Source organism: Streptomyces sp. RLA012, assembly GCF_056270325.1.
This window is the reverse complement of sequence record NZ_JBWDPA010000002.1, coordinates 4,534,777-4,550,553: the sequence shown is the minus strand read 5'-3', so window position 1 is coordinate 4,550,553 and position 15,777 is coordinate 4,534,777. Positions and strand designations below refer to the sequence as shown.

Below are 15,777 nucleotides of genomic sequence, written 5' to 3'. Positions count from 1 at the left end.
CTCCCTTTGATCGTTCTCGGGCCTACGCGGTCCGTTTATGTCGTCCACGGAGTGCCTGGAGCGGTGGGTACAGCCATTTCTTGAAGAAACGCTGAAGTCGCGGCATGAGAATCCAGGTGACGATGGCCGTCACGCACAGGCACAGCAGCAGGGTGCGGAGGAGCGGATTGATGCCGCTGAGATAGGGGATCACGGTCACATTGAATAAGAGCACCGGTGGGAATACCGCGCTCATATTCACGAACCAGAGCTTCCATTTCGACGGCGGTCGTGGCGCGGCCGGCGCGGCCGGTGTGCCGGTCTGGGCGTCGAACCACGTCTTGGAGCCCCGCACGCTGCGACGGCCCGTCTCGCGGGCGAACGAGTCCGTACGGGCCGACCACTGAGCCCGGGTGATCGAGTCTTCCCAGGCCAGGGCCGAAACCTCGCTGTCGAAGCGGTAGACCACATGCCACTCCGCCTCTCCGTCGGCAAGTACGCCACCCCCAAGAAAGCCCGGCTCACGGGCGCTCGCCCGCAGCATGGCCCACCCCCAGGAGTGGAAGTCGGTCTCGCGGCCCGGGATCACGTGGTACGCCACGGTGACGGTAACGGGATTCCTGGTCACCCCACCGAATACGCAAAGCCTCCACAGCGCGTTCAAATCTTCAACGAAGTTTTTCGAGTGTCCGGAACGTGACCTTTTGTTTACCTTTTGGTTATCTTGATATCTTCTGCGGGGCGGTACTCCTGGTAACTCTTCGGAAATTCCTGAAAGTGCTTGCGGGGGTCGTCGATAAAGCTGCACGATCGCCATCCACCCCACATTCGGCCCGAAGAAGGAGATCCCATGTCCAGGTACGACTGGAACATGAACAATGAGGGGATCGAGCGGGCGCGTTCCGTGATCGAGCCCGCCCGGAAAGAAGTCACCGCCCATTCGATTTACCAGCGGATAAGCAGCCGGGAGGACATGGCGACGTTCATGGCGCACCATGTGTTCGCGGTCTGGGACTTCATGTCACTTCTGAAGTCCCTCCAACGGGAACTGACCTGCGTCGACGTCCCCTGGGTACCGCGCGGCACATCGGTGAGCCGGCGGCTGATCAACGACATCGTGCTCGTGGAGGAGAGTGACGAGCTGAACGGCGGTTTCACCAGCCACTTCGAGCTGTACCGCGCGGGCATGACCGAGGCGGAGGCCGGCACCACCCGGATCGACACCTTCCTCGCCCTGATCGGGGAGGGCCACGACGTGCCCTCGGCGCTGCGCGTCGCCCAAGTCCCCAGTCCGGCGGCCGAGTTCGTCCGCACCACCTTCGAGATCATCTCCGACCGGCCGCTGCACTGCCGGGCGGCCGCGTTCGCCTTCTCCCGGGAGGACCTCATCCCGGACATGTTCGACCAGGTCATCAAGAAGGAGGGCACCGACCGCTTTCCGCTCTTCTGCGACTACCTGGCCCGCCATATCGAGGTCGACGGCGAGGAGCACACGCCCATGGCCATGCAGATGGTCGCCGACCTCTGCGGTACGGATGACGCGCGCTGGCAGGAGGCGGTCGAAACGGCGATTCTGGCCCTGGAGGCCAGGTCCCGCCTGTGGGACGGCATCGCTGAGGCGATGGCTTGAGGGCTTGAGCGGCACGCTGCCGCGGACGGACCCCCTGGGGCGGGGCCGCGCCCCGCTTCTCCCGTCCGGTGGGGTTGCTCCGGGGGTTGCGCCTATGGGTTGGACGCTGTCGGCGAATCCGTTCGGTGATGTCGATCCCACCCCATGGGGGCCAGAAACCGTGAACACTTACACGTATAAGTGCTCACGGTTTCCGAGGAGGGTGTCTTTGGCGGCTGATGCGCCAACAGCGCCTCGAGGGCGGGGACACAGGTGGTGGGGACGGACGTTCTGTGTACGGCTACTCGTCGCGGGTGACGCGGGCGTGGTCGGTCACAACGCGGCGGAAGAGGTCGTGCCCGGTGTGCTCGGTGCGCCGCAGGGGCCAGTCCTGGGCGGCTGCCTGCTCGGCCTGAGATTCGGACTCCGCCGTACACCCGGAGGCCGTGCAGCGCGCCTTGTGGATCATGCCGCCCTCTGGGACGTGGCGGATGGTGTGGGGGACACGGCGGTACACGGCGCGCGGGCTCACGAGGGCTCTCCCGGCCCGCTCTCGCCGGGCTGGGCGTCCCCGGCGTCGTCGGTCTCCGTCCCGGGCAGACGCAGGCCGCGTGACTCGGCAACCCGCAGCACGTCGCTCAGGCACTCGGCGAGCCTGATGCCGGCGTACCGCACCTCCGTGTACGGCGAGGCGGGGTCGGTCAGTACTTTCCGGGCGAGGTCGAGTACGTCCTCACCGGTCGCCAGTTGTACGGCTTCCATCTCGTCGGCCAGCCGGGAGAGGTACCCGCCCTCGGCGCTCGGAGCGAGGAAACACGGCTTGCCCTCGGGGGATGGCCAGGGCAGCAGTCTCAGTGCGGTGACGGGCTTCATCAGACAGCCACCTGCCCCACGCCGACCAGATGCCGGTCGAGGTCGATCCCGAAGTCGGCGGCGAGTGCGAGGGTGAGACGGCGGCGCTGCTGCCGGGCGCGTTCGTTTTCGTGGGCGGTGAGGTAGGGGCGGACGAGCCGGGATTCGGTGCCGTCGAGGGGAAGACGGAGGCCATAGGGGGAGCGGTGGAGGGGGAGAAGCTCGGGGTGGGGCTCGGCAGCGGGGTGCGTGACGTTCAAGCGCCCGCCGACAGGGTGGACTCCTGCTCGGCGGTTCCCGGTACCTGGAGCGAACAGAAGCGTCAGCCGTTCAGTGAGGCGACGGATAAGGTCGTGCATGTCGGTCTGCTCCGTTCAGATCGGCCGTGCCCCGGGAGGTCTAGCCACCTCGCCGGGGTCTTCGTCGTTTCGACCATACTCACAACTGCGTCCCTCTGCACCCCTCTTCGTCCTACCGCGTCCGGACGCGGTGAACAGCGTCCTGACTCTGCGGTGTGCGTAGGGGTGCGTCACCGTGGAGGGATGAGTAATTTTCCGCGCTACGAGTACGTGAAGCTGGCGGACGCCATCGCTGCCGACATCGCGGCGGGCAAGCTGTCGCAAGGGGCCGCGCTGCCGGGCGAGCGTGCCATGACGGAACTGCACGGCGTGAGTATCGGTACCGTGCGCCGTGCCATCGTGGAGCTTCGGAAGCGGGGACTCGTCGCGACCTTGCCCGCGAAGGGGACGTACGTCATCGGGGCGCAAGATTCGCCTGCCGACGCCCCCGAGGAGAACGAGAGCGCCGACTGAGGGCGCTCTGCGAAACTCAGGACCAGCCTGGACGTCCTGGGTGGGCTCTGCGCCCCTCCTCCACCGGCGCCTCCCCGAACCGCGCCAACGCCAACGCCCCCGCCACCGCGACCACGAACCCCAGCACGGCCAGCCAGGCCAGACCCTCGCGTGTGCGGTCGCCCAGCCAGATCACCCCCACCAGAGCCGGTCCGATGGTCTCGCCGATGACCAGACCGGCCGTGGCCGTCGTCACCGAGCCGCGCTGTAGCGCCGAGGTCAGCAGGATGAACGCGGCTCCTCCACCGATGAGCAGTGCGTACGTCGCCGGATTGCTCAGCAGCGTGGCGGGCGCGAGCCCGTCGATCAACCGCACCGACACCTCGACGACCCCGAACCCGAACCCGGCCCCCAGCCCGAGGACCAACGCCCGCCCCCGCCCGGACATCCGCCCGCCCACCGGACCGAGCAGCAGCACCACCACCGCGGTCCCCAGCATCCAGTACTTCAGCGTCATCGACCCCGCCTCGCTGCCCTCCGTCCCGGACGCCAGCCCGAGCATCGCGAGCCCCGCGCACACCACCCCCACCGCGGCCCACTCCACCCCGCTCAACCGCACATGCAGCAGCCGCGCAGCGACCACCGCCGTCACCGCGAGGCTCGCCGCCAGCGCCGCCCCCACCGCGTAGATGGGAAGGGACCGCAGCGCCGCGATCTGCAGCAGGAAGCCCAGCCCGTCCAGCGCGAGGCCGGCGAGATACCGCCACTGGCGCAGTGCCCGCAGCAGCAGCGCCGCGTCCCCGCCGGAGCCACCGGAGCCACCGGTGTCGGCCGCCGCCCGCGCGGCGATCGCCTGCAACACCGTCGCCGTACCGAAGCAGACCGACGCACCAAGGGCGCACACCATTCCAAAGAGCACGAAGTGACTGTAGGGGACGTCGAATCGAGGGGGGTCCCGAGTGCCTGTCGCAACCGGTCTCTAGTCTGATCGTTGCGTCACGCAGGATGAACAGAGATGAACCGAAAACGGCAACGGGGGATCGAAGATGGCGGACACGCGACGACAACTGCGCTCGGGCACGGTCGTACTCGGCGGTATGGGACTTCTCGCGGCGGCCCTCACCGCCTGCTCCTCGGACCCCGACAAGCGCTGCGTCGACCGCGACAGCTACACCGCGGCCAAGGGCTACCGGGTCGTCGCCGACAAGAACTGCAAGTCGACCACGAGCTCCGTCAACAGCGGCTGGTACTACGGCGGCAAGAAGAAGAGCGGCTGGGTCGCCGACGGTTCCTTCACCAAGTCGGGCAAGGGTTCCGGCAGCAGCACCAGCGGCGGCAGCCACAGCGGCGTGGACCGCGGCGGCTTCGGCAGCGGCAAGGGCAGCTCGGGCGGCTGAGCGCGACCACGCCCCCGCACCCGCAGGCCGTGCCCAGCACCTGATCGGATCCGTACCCCATGGAACGCCGCACCATCGAGCCCCGCGCCGGCTGGCAGCAGACCGTCGAGCAGCAGGGCCTGATCTATCCCCTGACCCGCTACCCGGACGATTCCCTGCGCCCCTACTGGGACGAGAGCGCGTACTACGCCTTCTCGCTCCCGGAGGTGGAGGCCCTGGAGGAGGTCGTCGAGGAACTGCACCGCATGTGCCTGGCGGCAGCCGAGCACATCGTCGCGGCGAACCGTTTCGCCGACCTCGGCATCAGCGACCCGCGCATCGTGCGGGCGGTCACCGAGGCCTGGCACCGCCGCGCCGAACTCCCCTCCGTCTACGGCCGTTTCGACCTCCGATACGACGGCACGGGCCCCGCCAAGCTCCTGGAGTACAACGCCGACACCCCGACCTCCCTGGTCGAGGCGGCGAGCCCCCAGTGGTTCTGGATGGCGGACCGCTTCCCCGGCGCCGACCAGTGGAACTCCCTCCACGAACGCCTGATCGCCGCCTGGAAGACACAGGCCGCCCTTCTCCCGCCGGGCAGCCCGCTCCACTTCGCGCACTCCGCCGCCGACGAACTCGGCGAGGACCTGATGACCGTCGCGTATCTGAAGGAGACGGCGGAACAGGCCGGCCTCGACACCGACTGGATCTCCGTGGAGGAGATCGGCTGGGACCACCTCTCCGGCCGCTTCGTCGACAACCAGCTCCGCTTCATCCGCAGCTGCTTCAAGCTCTACCCCTGGGAATGGCTCACCACCGACCGCTTCGCCGACCATGTCCTGGACACCCTCGACAACGGCGGCGGCACGGGCACCACCCTGTGGATCGAGCCCGCCTGGAAGATGCTCCTCTCCAACAAGGCACTCCTGGGGATCCTCTGGGAGCTGTACCCGGACCACCCCCACCTCCTCCCCGCCCACCTCGACGGCCCCCGGGAGCTGGCCACGACCAAGGGGTACGTCGCCAAGCCCCTGCTCGGCCGCGAGGGCGCGGGCGTGACGGTCCACGAGCCGGGCGCCGCCCCCGTCCTGCGCACCGACGAACTCTGCTGCTACCAGGAGCTGGCCCCACTGCCCACCTTCGACGGCAACCGTGTCGTCCTCGGTGCCTGGGTCGTCGGGGGCGAGCCGGCGGGGCTCGGCATCCGTGAGTCGTCCGGGCTGATCACGGACGAGTACGCCCGCTTCCTGCCGCACGTGATCCTCTAGACACCAGGTTCGCCCGCACGTACTTCCGCGCCTACTCCCGCACGCACTTCCCTAAGCGCCCAGTACACCGCGCAGCTGGGCCAGCCCCCAGTCCAGGTCCTCCTTGCCGATGACCAGGGGCGGAGCGATCCGGACCGTGACGCCACGGGTGTCCTTGACCAGGACCCCGCGGTCCGTCAGCTGCTCGGAGATCTCCCGTCCCGTGCCGCACTCCGGCGCGATGTCGACGCCCGCCCACAGCCCCCGCCCGCGCACCGCCGTGACCTGCCCCGTGTCCGCCAGCAGCCCCAGCTCACGGTGCAGATGCTTCCCCAGCTCCGCCGCACGCCCCTGGTACTCGCCCGACCGCAGCATCGCGATCACCTCAAGGGCCACCGCGCAGGCCCGCGGATTCCCGCCGAACGCCGACCCGTGCTCACCGGGCCGGAACACCCCGAGCACCTCTCTGCTCGCCACCACTGCTCTGGCCGCGTCGATCAGCCGCCGGTTGCCGTGCCCGAAGTCCAGCGCCGAGTATCCGGCCGGCAGGTCGAGGTAGCGGCGCCCCTCGGCATCCGTCGTCCAGGCCCCGTCCGCCGTCGCCACGACGACCGGCAACGGGTGGTAGGTGTGCGCGCCGTGCGCGTCGGCCGAGGCGATGAGTCGTTCGGTGGTGGTCACGGAGTCTCCGTTTCCCGCAGCTCAGAATGGCTGCGGCACGGGGGCCGGGCTCGTGGCTCCCTTCCTGTCGTCGCTCGCATGGTGGACGGAGGAACCCGGCGATCCGGCGCGCCCGGTAGGCTGACCGGCGGGGCCGTGACTGGCGCGCTGGGATGGGACCGACCATCGGGGAGCGGCCCCGCACCGTGTTTTCCCGGGGGACAACCCCCGGACCCCAGGCCGGAAGGACAGGCCGACGGAGGGGCCCGGAGTCGTCCATTCAGGGAAGCCCGGTGACCGAGTGCCGTGCGCCTGGGCCGACCCGTGAACGCTGAACGCCACGTCCGGAGGCCACCATGCCCGAGCCCCTCTCCACCGAGTCCACCGCCTTCCGCAGCGCCCTCGACGTGATCCGGGCCGTGGAGCCCCGCGTCGCCGACGCCATCGGCCAGGAAGTCGCCGACCAGCGCGACATGCTCAAGCTGATCGCCTCCGAGAACTACGCCTCCCCGGCGACCCTCCTGGCCATGGGCAACTGGTTCAGCGACAAGTACGCCGAAGGCACCGTCGGCCGCCGCTTCTACGCCGGCTGCCGCAACGTCGACACCGTCGAGGCCCTCGCCGCCGAGCACGCCCGCGAGCTCTTCGGCGCCGAGCACGCCTACGTCCAGCCGCACTCCGGCATCGACGCCAACCTGGTCGCCTTCTGGGCCGTCCTCGCCGCCCGTGTCGAGGCCCCGGCCCTCGCGAAGGCCGGTGTCCGCAACGTCAACGACCTCTCCGCGGCCGACTGGGCCGAGCTGCGCCAGGCCTTCGGCAACCAGCGCATGCTCGGTATGTCCCTGGACGCCGGCGGCCACCTCACCCACGGCTTCCGCCCGAACATCTCCGGCAAGATGTTCGACCAGCGCTCCTACGGCACCGACCCCGCCACCGGCCTCATCGACTACGAGGCCCTGCGCACCTCCGCCCGTGAGTTCAAGCCGCTGATCCTCGTCGCCGGCTACTCCGCCTACCCCCGCCTGGTGAACTTCCGCATCATGCGGGAGATCGCCGACGAGGTCGGCGCGACGCTGATGGTCGACATGGCGCACTTCGCCGGTCTCGTCGCCGGCAAGGTCCTCACCGGCGACTTCGACCCGGTCCCGCACGCCCAGATCGTCACCACCACCACCCACAAGTCGCTGCGCGGCCCGCGCGGCGGCATGGTCCTGTGCGACGAGACCCTCGCCGAGCAGGTCGACCGTGGCTGCCCGATGGTCCTCGGCGGCCCCCTCCCGCACGTCATGGCCGCCAAGGCCGTCGCGCTCGCCGAGGCCCGGCGCCCCGAGTTCCGCGACTACGCCCAGGCCGTCGTCGACAACTCCCGCGCGCTCGCCGAAGGCCTGATGCGCCGTGGCGCCACCCTCGTCACCGGCGGCACCGACAACCACCTCAACCTGATCGACGTCGCCTCCTCCTACGGCCTCACCGGCCGCCAGGCCGAGACCGCGTTGCTCGACTCGGGCATCGTCACCAACCGCAACGCCATCCCCGCCGACCCCAACGGCGCCTGGTACACCTCCGGTATCCGCATCGGCACCCCCGCGCTGACCACCCGTGGTCTGGGCACCGCCGAGATGGACGAGATCGCCGGTCTGATCGACCGCGTCCTCACCGCGGCCGAGCCCGGCACCACTGCCAAGGGCGCCCCGTCCAAGGCCCAGCACGTCCTCGACCCGAAGATCTCCGACGAGATCGCCCACCGTGCCACCGACCTGCTGGCCCCGTTCCCGCTCTACCCGGAGATCGACCTCGGCTGACACCCCGCCCGAGGACCCCGCCCGAGGACCCCGTCCGGTGGCCCCGGGCTACAGGTCGATCAGCTCCTGTCGTGGTTCCCGTGGCGGTCCGGCAGCATCACGCCGGGCCGCCACGCGGCGCATCAGAAGCGTGCCGCCCGCACCGAGGGCCAGCCCCGCGGCCAGCGCGGGTATCGTCCACCTCGCCCGCTCCTCCCACCTCGCGCTCTCCACCCGACGTGCCTCCCCGTCCGCCATCGCGGCCACCGAGCCGCTCCCGGAGCCGAACAGCCTCCCCTGCTTCTCCCACTGCTCGAACACCGAGCGCGGCGCCCGATGCCAGCGGATGTCGTCGTCCTCCACATCGGGCGACGGATCCGTGCGCACCCAGGGCGTGCCGTCCGCGGCGAGGAACAGCTCGTCCTGACGCTCGATGGCGACGTCGCCGCCGGGTGCTCTGTGGGTCTGGGGCCAGCCCCCGATCCCGGTCATCCCCCAGACCACCGTGGCCCGCACCCGGGGGAAGCCGCCCGCCACCCATGCGTCCGGCACCCGCTCCGTCCCCGTGTACATCGGCGCCAGCAGCTCCCAGAGCCGCGCGAAGTCCCGCTCCCCGGAGCGCAGCGTGGTCGTCCGCCCCGTGTCGGCGGTGATGACCAGCGCCAGATCGGGGGCGTCGCGCCCGGTACGGGGCGCGGTGCGGGTCGAGGCCTGGGCTTCCGGCGCCCCGGGCGCGGCCGTCGCCACCGACAAGGCCGCCGCCACCGACAAGGCCACCGTCACCACCGCCGGCACCACGAGCAGAAGCCATGACCTCGCCCGCAGAAGCCCTAACTCTGCCCGTCTCACCTGGACTTTCATGCGTCCCCCCGGTCCGTTTGACCACTTGCACAGCTCGTCCCGCCACTCACATGTCCCGGAGCTCCTGCCGGGGCTCCGCCCTCCGCGGCCACCGCACCCGGGCCAGCACGGCCCCGGCTGCCGCCCCCGGTATCGCCCACCACCAGTCGGTGCCGTGGTCCGTCGCGGACGCGGTGGCCGCACGCGGCTGTTCGGTGGGTGTCGGCGCGGCAGCGGCGTCCTCCGGTGTCTGCCACGGCGCCGGGACGATTCCCGAGCCGCTCTCACCGGAAGGCTTACCCATGACGCCGAGCTTCTTGAACAGGGCGCGCAGTCGGGCGGGTTGCTCGGCCTTGTGCCAGTGGCCGTTCATCAACTGCGGCACGTCGGTGGCCGTGTGTATCCAGACCTCCTTGCTCCGCGGTGTGTCCGGATAGACGCGGTCGACCCGCCACGGGGTCACGTCGTGGACCAGCCAGGTGACATTGAGCTGACGTCCGCCGCTGCCCACGCCCAACCCCGGTGGCTGCTCGCGGGAGCCGGAGCTGGGCTCGCCCAGCAGGCGCATCAACTCCCCGTACTCCTCGTCCGAGTAGTACAGCGCCGTGCTCTGGGCGCTCTCCGGGGAGACCACCAGCACACTCGTCGGACCGCCGGCCGTCGCGGACGGCGCACCCAGCAACACCACCGCGAAAGCTGCCGCGAAGGCCGATGCCAACGTCCCCGTCACCGCTGCCCGTTCACGAAGTCTGCGCATCCGAACCCCCAGCCGCCGGTCGATCCCCGTGCGGCCGCGCCGCACGTCGTGTGTCACTTCTGGTACACCGCTCGACCCGCCGGGGTTCCCCTTCGGCACCGACCGATTTTCCGGCCGGAGGGGCAACCTCGTCTCCCGACCTCCGGCTACCGCACCGACTTCGCGATGTCCACCGCCCGAGCCTTGGACGCCACGCCTTCCAGCCGCAGGGTCACATCGCCCCCGTGCATCCACAGCAGCGTCGGCCCGGCCGTCCGCTCGGAGCGGGTGAAGCGGTCGCCGTCCTCGTCCACCAGCCAGAAGCTCAGCAGATGCGGCCGAGGGAACCACAGCGCCGGATTCCGGTAGTCCTGATCCCCGTCCAGGGACACCCACTCCGGCGGCACCGGTGTCGTCTTGGCGAAGCCGATGTCCAGCCGCGCCGGATACTCGTCCACCCGGACCGTCCGCCCGTCCTCCCGCCAGCACAGGCTCATCAGGAACCGGCCCTTCGGCTCGCGCGACACCGTCACCGCGTCCGGCACCCCGAGGGCGTCCGGCACGGCGGGTGCGAACCCGGCCCGCCGCCCGGCCTGCGCCAGCGTCAGCGAAGGGCCGCACCCGGGCACCCGGGCCCCGGACGAGGGCACCGCCGACGGGTCGTACCGCACCTCGACCCCGCCGAAGCCGAACCAGCCGGCGACCGCGGCGCGCACCGGAGGGGTGAGCACGAGGACCGTCAGCACACCGCACAGGCCGGCGGTCAGCGCACGCCGGCGCAGCCGCGCCCAGCGGCGCACCGCCCGCAGCCGCTCTCCGACCCCCGCGGGCTCGGCCACCGGGACCGGCAGCCGCTCGGCGAGTATCCGCTCCAGCACCCGCTCGGCCATCGACTCGCTCCCGGCCGCCCCCGGCCGGTCCAGCGACCGGCCGAGCGCCCGCAACTCCTCCGGCAGCCGCGACACACCCTCCCGGGCACCCCGCCTCCGGTCACCGGAGGGCTCCGCGCCCCCCTCCTCGTACGACTCACTCATGCTCATCACCTCCTTCCCGTCCTTCCCGAGGCTTCCGGTTCTCCGGGTTCTCCCGGCTCTCCCGGGAGGCCCTGGGTTCGAAGTCCGGCAGCAGTCGGCCCAGCTTGCGCAGGGCGCGGTTGAGGCGGGACTTCACCGTGCCCCGGGGCCAGCCCAGGGCCTGGGCCGTCTCCGCCTCGTCCATCTCCAGGAGATAGCGGTAGGTGACGACGAGCCGGTGCTCCCCGCTCAGCTGCTCCAGGGCGGCCAGCAGTGCCGCGCGGCGCTCTGTCTCCAGCGCGGCGACCGCCGGGTCCGCCGATTCCGGTATCAGCGGCTCCGCCTCCACGAGCGCCGCCTCCCGGCCGGCCAGCGTCCGCTGGCGCACCGCGGTGCGCACCGTGTTCCTCGTCTCATTGGCGACGATCGACAGCAGCCACGGCTTGAACGCCGAGCCGTCCCGAAAGCGCCCCAGCGAGCAGTACGCCTTGATGAAGGCCTGCTGCACCACGTCCTCCGCGTCCGCCCCCGCCCCGAGTGCCCTGGCCGCCCTGATCGCGATGCCCGTGTGGGCATGGACCAGCTCCGCGTACGCCTCCGGCTCCCCGGCGCGTACGCGTGCGATCACCGCGGCCTCGTCGACGACGATGCGGCCCCCCTCCCGCGTCCTCACACTGTTGCTACACCGCCGAAGGCCAATCGGTTCCCACCCGTGCCCTCTCTGTTTCCGATCAGTTCCGGACCGGGCCCCGACACCTGAGAGAATGGTGAGCATGGCCTCTGACCGCCCACCCGTCGCCCACCACCGCCCTCAAACGGGGCGCTCCGCGCCGCTGCCCACATTCCGAGTGCTCTCCGGAATCCAGCCCACCGCAGGCTCGTTCCACCTCGGCAACTACCTCGGCGCCGTCCGCCAGTGGGTGGCTCTGCAGGAGTCCCACGATGCCTTCTACATGGTGGTCGACCTGCACGCGATCACCCTTCCGCAGGACCCCGCGGACCTGCGCGCCAACACCCGGCTCGCCGCCGCGCAGCTGCTCGCCGCCGGGCTCGACCCGGAGCGCTGCACGCTCTTCGTCCAGAGCCATGTCCCCGAGCACGCCCAGCTCGCCTGGATCATGAACTGCCTCACCGGGTTCGGCGAGGCCTCCCGTATGACCCAGTTCAAGGACAAGTCCGCCAAGCAGGGTGCCGACCGCGCCTCCGTCGGCCTGTTCACGTACCCGATCCTGCAGGTCGCGGACATCCTGCTGTACCAGGCCGACGAGGTCCCGGTCGGTGAGGACCAGCGCCAGCACATCGAGCTCACGCGCGACCTCGCCGAGCGCTTCAACGGCCGCTTCGGTCAGACCTTCACGGTCCCGAAGCCGTACATCCTCAAGGAGACGGCGAAGATCTTCGATCTTCAGGACCCGTCGATCAAGATGAGCAAGTCGGCGTCCACGCCCAAGGGCCTCATCAATCTCCTCGACGAGCCGAAGACCACCGCCAAGAAGGTCAAGAGCGCGGTCACCGACACGGACACCGTCATCAGGTATGACAGCGAGCACAAGCCGGGTATCAGCAATCTGCTGACCATCTACTCGACCCTCACCGGAACCGGCGTCGCGGACCTGGAGGAGAAGTACGCCGGCAAGGGCTACGGCGCGCTGAAGACGGACCTCGCCGAGGTCATGGTCGACTTCGTGACGCCGTTCCGGGAGCGCACCCAGCAGTATCTGGACGACCCGGAGACGCTCGACTCGATCCTGGCCAAGGGAGCCGAGAAGGCGCGTGCCGTCGCCGGGGAGACGCTCTCCCAGGCGTACGACCGGGTGGGTTTCCTGCCCGCCAAGCACTGACCGCCGGTACGGCGACCTGCACCACGGATCCGTACGACCGGCACCTATCACATCCCGTCCGGCCGCCAGTACGAGACGAGTACAACACCCGTACGGCGGCCGGTTCCGGGCTGCACCGCCGTACAGTCGATAGTTGAGCCGCCCGAGCAGTCCTCCCTGCCTGCGCGAAGCGCTATCGGACGATCAGATCATCCGGCCACCGGACCATCGGGACAACGACAGGAGACGACGTGGGGACCGTAACGATCGGCGTGTCGATCGCGGTCCCGGAGCCTCATGGCAGCCTGCTCCAGGAGCGGCGCGCGGGCTTCGGCGATCCCGCGGCTTGTGGCATCCCCACGCACGTCACGCTGTTGCCGCCGACCGAGGTCGACGGCGTGGCGCTGCCCGCGATCGAGACGTACCTGGTCGCGGTCGCGGCCGCCGGGCGCCCCTTCCCGATGCGGCTGTCCGGGACGGGCACCTTCCGGCCGCTGTCGCCCGTCGTCTATGTGCGGGTCGTCGAGGGCGTCGAGGCCTGCACCTGGCTGCAGCAGCAGGTCCGGGACGCGTCCGGGCCGCTGGCACGCGAACTGAACTTCCCGTACCACCCGCACGTCACCGTGGCGCACGGCATCGACGACGCGGCGATGGACCGCGCGTACGAGGAACTCGCCGGGTACGAGGCCGAGTGGCCGTGCACCGGGTTCGCGCTCTACGAACAGGGCGCCGACGGCGTGTGGCGCAAGCTGCGCGAGTTCGCGTTCGGGGGCGCGGTGGTGCCTCCGCAGGCATGCGCGCCCGCGGGGCACGACACCACACTGCGGGCCCGCTAGACCTGACACCCGATCGGGTCGGTCGGTTCGAGCCGGATCGGTTCGAGCCGGGTCGGTCCGGATCGGGTCGTCAGATCGGCAGACGCCGGAACACCGCCCGCGGTACGTGCCGCAGCGCCGACATCACCAGCCGCAGCGCCCCCGGCACCCACACCGTCTCCGAGCGGCGTCGCAGCCCCACCTCGATGGCCGTCGCGACCGCCTCCGGAGTGGTGGCCAGGGGCGTTTCCGCGAGACCCGCGGTCATCCTCGTACGGACGAACCCCGGTCGTACGACCATGACGTGGACGCCGGTGCCGTGCAGCGCGTCGCCCAGGCCCTGTGCGAAGGCGTCCAGGCCCGCCTTGCTGGAGCCGTAGATGAAGTTGGAGCGGCGGGCGCGCTCGCCCGCGACCGACGAGAGCACCACCAGGGAGCCGTGCCCCTGTGACTGGAGGGCCCGCGCGCACACCAGTCCCGCGGACACCGCGCCCGTGTAGTTGGTCTGCGCGACCCGCGCCGCGGCCACCGGCGCCCTCTCGTCCCGCGCCTGGTCGCCGAGGACTCCGAAGGCGAGCAGCACCATGTCGAGGTCGCCCTCGGCGAAGACCTTGTCCAGCACCGTCTCGTGGGACTCGCAGTCGAGCGCGTCGAAGGCGACGGTACGGACGTCCGCGCCCAGCTCCCGCAGGTGCTCGGCGTCCCGCTCCAGGGCGGGTGAGGGCCGTCCCGCGAGCCACACCGTGCGGGTGCGCCGGGCGATGAGACGGCGTGCCGTGGCCAGCGCGATCTCGGACGTGCCGCCGAGGATCAGCAGGGACTGGGGGGCTCCGAAGGCGTCCTTCATGACAACTCCTAGAGGTCGAGGCGGCGGGACAGGTCCGATGTGAAGACTCCGAGCGGGTCCAACTCGGCCCGCAGCTCGCGGAATTCGGCCAGCCGTGGATACATCCCGGCCAGCAGTTCAGGCCGCAGCCGCGCGTCCTTCGCCAGATACACGCGCCCGTCCGCCCCGGCCACCTCCTCGTCCAGCTCGTCGAGGAAGGCGCCGAGCCCGGGCAGGTTCGCCGGGATGTCCAGGGCGAGGGTCCAGCCGGGCATCGGGAAGGACAGCCAGCCCGGATCGCCCTCTCCGAAGCGCTTGAGGACGGCCAGGAAGGAAGGACACCCGCGCTCCGAGACGCGCCGCACGATCCGGTGCAGGGCCTCCTCCCGCCCGTGCCCGACGACGAACTGGTACTGCACGAAGCCACCGCGCCCGTAGACCCGGTTCCAGTGCGGCACCCCGTCGAGCGGGTGGAAGAAGGCCGGGATCTTCTGCAGCTCACCGGTACGCGCGCGGGGGGCCCTTCGGTACCAGAGCTCGTTGAAGAGGCCGACCGTCGTGCGGCCGAGCAGCCCCTCGGGGACGAAGGCGGGCGCGGCCGGAAGCCGTGCGGGACGGAACGTCAGGGGGTGTCTGCGCGAGCGCGGCGGCAGCGCGTCCAGGGGAGCGTGTTCCCCGCGGGTGAGCACCGCGCGCCCCGTCGACCGGCCGCGCGCGAGCAGGTCGATCCAGGCGACCGAGTACCGGTAGCGGTGGTCGGTGGCGGTGAGGCGGGCCATCAGGTCGTCCAGGTCCGCGGCGCGTTCCGTGTCGACGGACATCAGGGAGGTCTCGACAGGCTGGAACCGGACGGTCGCCGTGAGGATCACGCCGGTCAGGCCCATCCCGCCGGCCGTGGCGTCGAAGAGGGGGGTGCCGCGGCCCACCGTACGGATCCCCCCGTCGGCGGTCAGCAGCTCGAAGGAGCGCACGTGGCGGGCGAACGAGCCGGACACATGGTGGTTCTTGCCGTGGATGTCCGCGCCGATCGCGCCGCCGACGGTCACATAGCGGGTCCCGGGTGTGACCGGCACGAACCAGCCGAGCGGGAGCAGGACCTCCATCAGCCGGTGCAGACTCACTCCGGCGTCGCAGCGCACGGTCCCGCCGTCGACGTCGATCGCGTGGACGCGGTCCAGGCCGGTCATGTCGAGCACGGTCCCGCCCGCGTTCTGCGCCGCGTCCCCGTACGCCCGTCCGAGCCCCCGTGCGATGCCTCCGCGTGCCCCGCGCTCCCCGCACGCGCGGACGGCGGCCGCGGCCTCCTCGTACGTGCGCGGGCGGACCAGACGGGCGGCGGTCGGGGCGGTGCGGCCCCATCCCGTCACGGACACGGACTCGGCCGTCACGGACGCGGATACGGACTCGGCAGGCATGAGGGTGACCGTATCGC

The 15,777-nt window shown here is 70.7% G+C and carries 18 protein-coding genes, 2 pseudogenes and 1 riboswitch; of the genes and pseudogenes, 7 read left to right on the top strand and 13 right to left on the bottom strand.

Going from position 1 to position 15,777, the window contains the following annotated elements; translation table 11 throughout:
- Positions 1-22: 22 nt before the first annotated feature.
- Positions 23-607: a hypothetical protein gene (locus RV986_RS20580; protein WP_475924356.1), complete on the bottom strand. Its 585-nt coding sequence runs from the start codon at positions 605-607 to the stop codon at positions 23-25.
- A gap of 222 nt (positions 608-829) precedes the next feature.
- On the opposite strand from RV986_RS20580, the gene RV986_RS20575 reads away from it, so the two are divergent.
- A complete protein-coding gene (locus tag RV986_RS20575) occupies positions 830-1,609 on the top strand; it encodes a DUF3050 domain-containing protein (protein WP_475918824.1) in 780 nt (259 codons plus the stop codon).
- A 280-nt stretch (positions 1,610-1,889) separates the two neighbouring features.
- On the opposite strand, the gene RV986_RS20570 is transcribed toward RV986_RS20575, so the two are convergent.
- The 3 genes from RV986_RS20570 to RV986_RS20560 are packed head-to-tail and all read right to left on the bottom strand — an operon-like array spanning position 1,890 to position 2,700.
- Positions 1,890-2,120 carry a DUF7848 domain-containing protein gene (locus RV986_RS20570; RefSeq protein ID WP_475918823.1) on the bottom strand — a complete coding sequence of 77 codons (231 nt, stop codon included), beginning with the start codon at positions 2,118-2,120 and terminating at the stop codon, positions 1,890-1,892.
- Complete coding sequence (locus tag RV986_RS20565) at positions 2,117-2,461, bottom strand: hypothetical protein (RefSeq protein ID WP_475918822.1); 345 nt, start codon at positions 2,459-2,461, stop codon at positions 2,117-2,119. The genes RV986_RS20570 and RV986_RS20565 overlap by 4 nt, the downstream gene beginning before the upstream one ends.
- The gene (locus RV986_RS20560) at positions 2,461-2,700 is read right to left on the bottom strand and encodes a hypothetical protein (protein ID WP_475918821.1); all 240 of its coding nucleotides are present in this window, start codon (positions 2,698-2,700) and stop codon (positions 2,461-2,463) included. Before RV986_RS20560 ends, RV986_RS20565 begins: the two co-directional genes overlap by 1 nt.
- 282 nt (positions 2,701-2,982) lie before the next feature.
- On the opposite strand from RV986_RS20560, the gene RV986_RS20555 reads away from it, so the two are divergent.
- Positions 2,983-3,252 carry a GntR family transcriptional regulator gene (locus RV986_RS20555; RefSeq protein WP_475918820.1) on the top strand — a complete coding sequence of 90 codons (270 nt, stop codon included), beginning with the start codon at positions 2,983-2,985 and terminating at the stop codon, positions 3,250-3,252.
- A gap of 16 nt (positions 3,253-3,268) precedes the next feature.
- On the opposite strand, the gene RV986_RS20550 is transcribed toward RV986_RS20555, so the two are convergent.
- Entirely contained in the window at positions 3,269-4,138 is an 870-nt protein-coding gene (locus RV986_RS20550; protein WP_475924355.1) for a DMT family protein, read from the bottom strand.
- 139 nt (positions 4,139-4,277) lie between these two features.
- On the opposite strand from RV986_RS20550, the gene RV986_RS20545 reads away from it, so the two are divergent.
- Positions 4,278-4,628 (top strand): hypothetical protein, encoded by a 351-nt coding sequence (locus RV986_RS20545; RefSeq protein ID WP_475918819.1) that lies wholly within the window; start codon positions 4,278-4,280, stop codon positions 4,626-4,628.
- A 59-nt stretch (positions 4,629-4,687) separates the two neighbouring features.
- Positions 4,688-5,875 (top strand): glutathionylspermidine synthase family protein, encoded by a 1,188-nt coding sequence (locus tag RV986_RS20540; protein WP_475918818.1) that lies wholly within the window; start codon positions 4,688-4,690, stop codon positions 5,873-5,875.
- 51 nt (positions 5,876-5,926) lie between these two features.
- Here the strand turns inward: RV986_RS20540 and RV986_RS20535 are convergent.
- Both RV986_RS20535 and rocD read right to left on the bottom strand, forming a co-directional pair.
- Positions 5,927-6,337 (bottom strand): annotated as a pseudogene (locus tag RV986_RS20535) (aminotransferase class III-fold pyridoxal phosphate-dependent enzyme); the annotation flags it as partial.
- Positions 6,338-6,352: 15 nt separating this feature from the next.
- Positions 6,353-6,535, bottom strand: a pseudogene (gene rocD / locus RV986_RS20530) (ornithine--oxo-acid transaminase); the annotation flags it as partial.
- Between the two features lie 125 nt (positions 6,536-6,660).
- Positions 6,661-6,741: riboswitch (ZMP/ZTP riboswitch) on the top strand.
- A 129-nt stretch (positions 6,742-6,870) separates the two neighbouring features.
- Here rocD and RV986_RS20525 point away from each other — a divergent pair.
- Entirely contained in the window at positions 6,871-8,316 is a 1,446-nt protein-coding gene (locus tag RV986_RS20525; protein WP_475918817.1) for a glycine hydroxymethyltransferase, read from the top strand.
- A gap of 48 nt (positions 8,317-8,364) precedes the next feature.
- On the opposite strand, the gene RV986_RS20520 is transcribed toward RV986_RS20525, so the two are convergent.
- The 4 genes from RV986_RS20520 to RV986_RS20505 all read right to left on the bottom strand — a co-directional run bounded on the left by RV986_RS20520 (position 8,365) and on the right by RV986_RS20505 (position 11,512).
- Entirely contained in the window at positions 8,365-9,078 is a 714-nt protein-coding gene (locus RV986_RS20520; RefSeq protein WP_475918816.1) for a hypothetical protein, read from the bottom strand.
- A gap of 124 nt (positions 9,079-9,202) precedes the next feature.
- Positions 9,203-9,949, bottom strand: coding sequence for a hypothetical protein (locus RV986_RS20515; RefSeq protein ID WP_475918815.1), 747 nt, complete (start codon positions 9,947-9,949; stop codon positions 9,203-9,205).
- A gap of 89 nt (positions 9,950-10,038) precedes the next feature.
- Positions 10,039-10,911: a hypothetical protein gene (locus RV986_RS20510; protein ID WP_475918814.1), complete on the bottom strand. Its 873-nt coding sequence runs from the start codon at positions 10,909-10,911 to the stop codon at positions 10,039-10,041.
- Positions 10,898-11,512 carry an RNA polymerase sigma factor gene (locus tag RV986_RS20505; protein ID WP_475924354.1) on the bottom strand — a complete coding sequence of 205 codons (615 nt, stop codon included), beginning with the start codon at positions 11,510-11,512 and terminating at the stop codon, positions 10,898-10,900. The genes RV986_RS20510 and RV986_RS20505 overlap by 14 nt, the downstream gene beginning before the upstream one ends.
- Positions 11,513-11,732: 220 nt before the next feature.
- Here RV986_RS20505 and trpS point away from each other — a divergent pair, with 220 nt between their 5' ends.
- Together trpS and RV986_RS20495 are read left to right on the top strand one after the other, a co-directional pair.
- Positions 11,733-12,725 carry a tryptophan--tRNA ligase gene (gene trpS, locus RV986_RS20500; RefSeq protein ID WP_475924353.1) on the top strand — a complete coding sequence of 331 codons (993 nt, stop codon included), beginning with the start codon at positions 11,733-11,735 and terminating at the stop codon, positions 12,723-12,725.
- Between the two features lie 230 nt (positions 12,726-12,955).
- On the top strand, positions 12,956-13,540 hold the full coding sequence (locus RV986_RS20495; protein ID WP_475918813.1) for a 2'-5' RNA ligase family protein: 585 nt from the start codon (positions 12,956-12,958) through the stop codon (positions 13,538-13,540).
- Positions 13,541-13,610: 70 nt separating this feature from the next.
- Here RV986_RS20495 and RV986_RS20490 read toward each other — a convergent pair whose 3' ends face one another.
- Both RV986_RS20490 and RV986_RS20485 read right to left on the bottom strand, forming a co-directional pair.
- The gene (locus RV986_RS20490; protein WP_475918812.1) at positions 13,611-14,366 is read right to left on the bottom strand and encodes a decaprenylphospho-beta-D-erythro-pentofuranosid-2-ulose 2-reductase; all 756 of its coding nucleotides are present in this window, start codon (positions 14,364-14,366) and stop codon (positions 13,611-13,613) included.
- Between the two features lie 8 nt (positions 14,367-14,374).
- On the bottom strand, positions 14,375-15,760 hold the full coding sequence (locus RV986_RS20485) for an FAD-binding protein (RefSeq protein ID WP_475918811.1): 1,386 nt from the start codon (positions 15,758-15,760) through the stop codon (positions 14,375-14,377).
- Positions 15,761-15,777 lie beyond the last annotated feature (17 nt).